Genomic DNA, 2,884 nt, shown 5'->3' with positions numbered 1-2,884 from the left:
TTTCAATAGGCGAACGCAGCCGTGAAGAATATGCTGCTTTTCGTGAAGCGGGAGCTGACAGATTTCTCATCCGCATAGAGACAACCGACAGGGAGCTTTATGAAAGGCTTGACCCGGGTATGTCCTTCGATGAGCGCTGCCGCTGCATAAACGATATAAAGGACCTGGGATATGAAGTGGGAACGGGATGCCTCATCGGACTTCCGGGGCAGAGCGTTGAGTCTCTGGCACGGGATATACTTTTTTTCAAGAGTATAGACGCGGATATGGTGGGAATCGGCCCGTTGATTCCAAATCCTGAAACACCTCTCGGGGACGTGCCAATAGGAGATATAGGGATTACACGACGCATGGTTTCTGCAATACGCCTTCTTCTGCCTGAGGCAAATATTCCTGCAACTACAGCTATGGAAACGCTCCTTCCGCATAAGGGCAGAGAGCTTATTCTTCGTTCCGGTGCAAATGTAGTGATGCCGAATGTAACAGAAGGGGAAGCCCGGGAGAAATACGCGCTTTATCCCGGAAAGGCTTGTGTGCTTGATACTCCGGCGCACTGTCGTACATGTATGGAAACACGTATCAAGGCTATCGGACGCTTTATTGGAGAAGATGCAGGTTTCAGAAAGCACAAGCGTTGATTTTACCGTTTGCCCGATGCCAAGGAGTGCTGGATAAATTCAACTGAACTCAGAGAGGTAAAACCCCTCTGAGTAAGTTTCATTTTATTTACAGACAGCTTTTCTATCATGACGGAAAGGAAACTGTCTTTTGGAGGGGAACCGCAGGTTATGCAGACAGCTGTACTCGGAAGCGGCAGCAAGGGAAATTCTGTCTATATTGAAATGGAAGGCGTTCACATGCTGGTTGATGCCGGTATAGGTGTACGCCGTGTGATGAAAAGTCTTAAGGAAATCGGTGTGACACCTGACATGCTGTCAGCAGTTTTTCTGACACATGAGCACACCGACCATATAAAGGGACTCGGTCCTTTGATGCGTGCAACACAGGCGAGGGTATACACGAGACCGGGTACTCTTTCGGCGTTGCCGAAAAAAGATGAGCTTCCTGCTGACCGTCTGGGAGTCATTCACGATAACATGAGAATAGGTTCTGTGACGGTGCAGGCGTTTTCTACACTGCATGACGCGGTGGATCCTGTAGGCTACAGCTTTTCCGCAGGACAGGCAAAATGCACGCTGGCAACGGATTTAGGTTTTATAACGTCTTCCGTTCAGGCAGCTATCGAAGGTTCTGATATGCTTGTGCTGGAAACCAATCATGACCCTGGCATGCTTAAGAGAGGCTCATATCCGTGGCCGCTTAAGCAGCGTATTCTGGGAAACCGCGGACATCTGGCAAATGAGGATGCCGCATGGGCACTTGTACATATGAGAAAACGCCCTAAAAAGATATTCCTTGCACATCTCAGCGAAGAAAACAACCGTCCGGAGCTTGCGCGGGAAACTGTGGAACGTGTATTAAAGGAACAGGGAGCGGATTCCCTGTCCATGGATATCACAGTAGCGCGGCAGAATGATATGGACGTTTGGATGTAATTATTTATCGGGAGGGATAAATGTGAAATTCGTTATGAAGGATTGGAAAAAATATACGACAGGCGCTCTCATGGGAATGGCGGTTACGGGAGCCGTGCTTTTGAGCGGATGCTCGGGCCTCAGCGCATTGCCTTCATCGGGAAACGGTATTCCTGAGACCTCGCGCCCGGCGGTTTCAACAGGCTCAGGAAATCTTTCGGATGCGCGGAATACTCCGGCAGTGCGCGTAGCCAAATCTGTAGGTCCTGCTGTCGTTGGTATAACAAATAAGGCTGTTGCCCGTGACTGGTTTAACAATCAGGTGCAGGTAGAGCAGGGTGTCGGCTCGGGTGTTATCTTCCGCAGCGACGGCTATATCGTCACAAATAATCACGTCATTGAAGGAGCCCGCGAGATACTCGTATCCCTTTCTGACGGACGCAGTGTAAAAGGAAAACTCATCGGTGCGGATGAGCTCACGGATATAGCGGTAGTAAAGATTGATGAAAGCGACCTTCCTACGGCTTCATTTGGCAACTCTGATGAAATCGTCGTCGGAGAGCCTGCAATCGCAATCGGAAATCCTATGGGACTTGAATTTCAGGGCAGTGTAACGGTGGGCGTAATCAGTGCGCTGAACCGTACGCTTTCCATGGGCGGAGAGCGTCAGCTGAAGCTCATTCAGACCGACGCCGCAATCAGCCCGGGCAATTCCGGCGGCGCGCTGGCCAATGCTGACGGACTTGTAATCGGAATCAACAGCGCGAAAATAGCTGCGAACGGTGTTGAGGGCATGGGATTTTCTATTCCTATCAACACAGTACGCGAGGTCGTTGACCAGATCATGGAGCACGGCAGGGTAATCCGCCCGTATCTCGGCGTCGGTGTGTTCGATAAAATGACTGCGGCACGCGCAGGCTATCAGCTCAATGTTGATGCGGGCGTTTACGTGCAGAATGTTACCCTGCAGGGACCTGCGGGACGTGCAGGAATCCAGCGCGGCGATATCATTCTTGAAGTAGGCGGAGAAAAGACGAATACGGTTGGCGAGCTTCGCTCGGCTGTTACCAGCCATAATGTGGGTGATACCGTTTCGGTCAAAATAACTCGCGGAGATGATACATTCAATGTAGATGTAACGCTGGACGCAGCACCGGAGCAGTAAAGTGAAGATTACTGTAGTTGCGGCGGGAAAGCTGAAGGAAAAATATCTTACGCAGGGCATAGCGGAGTTTATGAAACGACTTACTCCCTTTGCCCGTGTAGAAATACGGGAAATAAACGAGGAGCACATGCCGGAGGAGCCATCTGATGCAGACCGCGAAAGGGTTCTGACAAAAGAGGGAGAG

4 protein-coding genes are annotated in these 2,884 nt (G+C 50.6%); all 4 read left to right on the top strand.

Annotated features, from left to right (window positions below):
- Positions 1 to 638: radical SAM protein (locus tag ACY69O_RS08065; RefSeq protein ID WP_462332955.1), on the top strand; the 638-nt coding region annotated here is incomplete at its 5' end.
- A 150-nt stretch (positions 639 to 788) separates the two neighbouring features.
- Positions 789 to 1,556, top strand: a complete 768-nt coding sequence (locus ACY69O_RS08060; RefSeq protein ID WP_462332954.1) for an MBL fold metallo-hydrolase — start codon at positions 789 to 791, stop codon at positions 1,554 to 1,556.
- Positions 1,557 to 1,590: 34 nt separating this feature from the next.
- On the top strand, positions 1,591 to 2,700 hold the full coding sequence (locus ACY69O_RS08055; protein ID WP_462332956.1) for a S1C family serine protease: 1,110 nt from the start codon (positions 1,591 to 1,593) through the stop codon (positions 2,698 to 2,700).
- A 1-nt stretch (position 2,701) separates the two neighbouring features.
- Positions 2,702 to 2,884: 23S rRNA (pseudouridine(1915)-N(3))-methyltransferase RlmH (locus ACY69O_RS08050; protein WP_462332953.1), on the top strand; the 183-nt coding region annotated here is incomplete at its 3' end.

The sequence above is a fragment of the Schwartzia sp. (in: firmicutes) genome, assembly GCF_978017985.1.
Note: the sequence above shows the minus strand (reverse complement) of the source record. Positions and strands in the feature narration are given on the sequence as shown.

Bases quoted from the DNA above. Each gene is read 5' to 3' on its own strand.
- ACY69O_RS08060 (WP_462332954.1), top strand. From the start codon at position 789: ATGCAGACAGCTGTACTCGGAAGCGGCAGCAAGGGAAATTCTGTCTAT.
- ACY69O_RS08055 (WP_462332956.1), top strand. From the start codon at position 1,591: ATGAAGGATTGGAAAAAATATACGACAGGCGCTCTCATGGGAATGGCG.